Genomic DNA, 1,356 nt, shown 5'->3' on the forward strand with positions numbered 1-1,356 from the left:
GGCCGGCGCGGCGTCGACGATCGCCCCGGCCCGCTCCACCGCCGTCGGGTCGAGCGCCGTGAGGTCACTGCCGCGCAGGTCGGCCCCGGCGAGCCGGCAGCGGTGCAGCTGCGCGGCGGAGAGGTCGACGCCGGTGACCGTGGCGCCGGTCAGGTTGGCCCCGGTGAGGTCCGCCTCGCGCATCCGGACGTCGGTCAGCCGGGCCCCGCGCAGGTCGGCACCGGGCAGCCCGACGAACGACCAGTCGCCGCCGGCGACGGTCAACGGCCGCAGGTCGCACTGGGCGAAGGTGCTGCCCACGAGCTTGCAGCCGGTGAACTGCACCTCGAAGAGGTTGCACCGCTGGAAGGTGCAGCGGGTGAAGGCCGAGTCGGTGTGCCGGGAGGAGTTGAACCGCACGTTGCCGAAGGTGCAGCCGTCGAAGACCGCGCCCCGGCTCACCGCCTCGGTCAGGTCGACGTCGAAGAAGGTGCAGCGGACGAAGTGCCGGTCCACGAGCTCCTCGCCGTACCAGTCCTCGTCGCGGAACGTCGCGTCCTCGGTCACCTCGGGCATCGGACCAGGCTACCGAGGAGCTGGGACAACTGGCGGCGGCCCTTCCGGCACGGCGTACCGGCTAGTAGTTTCGGCGGCGTGAGTGTGGCACGCAGCATCGACCCGGACCAGATCGGCTTCGACCCGGCGCGGTTGGCGCGCATCGACGAGCACTTCGGCAGGTACGTCGACGACGGTCGCCTCGCCGGCTGGCAGGTGCTGGTCACCCGCCGCGGCGAGATCGCCCACTCCTCGACGTACGGGCTGCGCGACGTCGAGGCGGGCAGTCCCGTCGAGGCGGACACGCTCTGGCGCATCTACTCGATGACGAAGCCCGTCACCTCGGTCGCCGCGATGATCCTCTGGGAGGAGGGCCGCTTCGAGCTGACCGACGAGATCAGCCGGTGGCTGCCCGAGTTCGCCGACCTGCGGGTCTACTCCAAGGGCTCGGCCCTCAAGCCCTACACGGTGCCGGCGGTCGAGCCGATCCGGGTCTGGCACCTGCTCACCCACACCGCCGGCCTGACGTACGGCTTCATGCAGACCTCGGTGGTCGACACCATCTACCGGGCCGCCGGCTACGACCTGTACCCGCCGGCGGACGTCGACCTGGCGACGGCCTGCCAGGCCTTCGGCGAGCTGCCCCTGCTGTTCCAGCCCGGCACCGCGTGGGGCTACTCGGTCGCCACCGACGTGCTCGGCCGGCTCGTCGAGGTGGTATCCGGGCACGTCGAAGCTGATGTTGGTCAGGCTGAGCCATCGATGCTCGTGGCCGGGCTGGTAGTGGGTGTGTGACCAGGCGGTGTGCAGGGCGGTGAGGTT

2 protein-coding genes are annotated in these 1,356 nt (G+C 71.2%); one reads left to right on the forward strand and one right to left on the reverse strand.

The features are described from left to right. Positions 1-555 (reverse strand): pentapeptide repeat-containing protein (locus AB0B91_RS66075; protein ID WP_358343251.1); only part of this gene is annotated, 555 nt, incomplete at its 3' end. Positions 556-633: 78 nt separating this feature from the next. Here AB0B91_RS66075 and AB0B91_RS66080 point away from each other — a divergent pair. After that, on the forward strand, positions 634-1,329 hold the full coding sequence (locus AB0B91_RS66080; protein WP_358343253.1) for a serine hydrolase domain-containing protein: 696 nt from the start codon (positions 634-636) through the stop codon (positions 1,327-1,329). Positions 1,330-1,356: the final 27 nt, after the last annotated feature.

Origin of the sequence: Nonomuraea sp. NPDC049141, assembly GCF_040648415.1 — a bacterium.
Taxonomy (GTDB): Bacteria; Actinomycetota; Actinomycetes; order Streptosporangiales; family Streptosporangiaceae; genus Nonomuraea.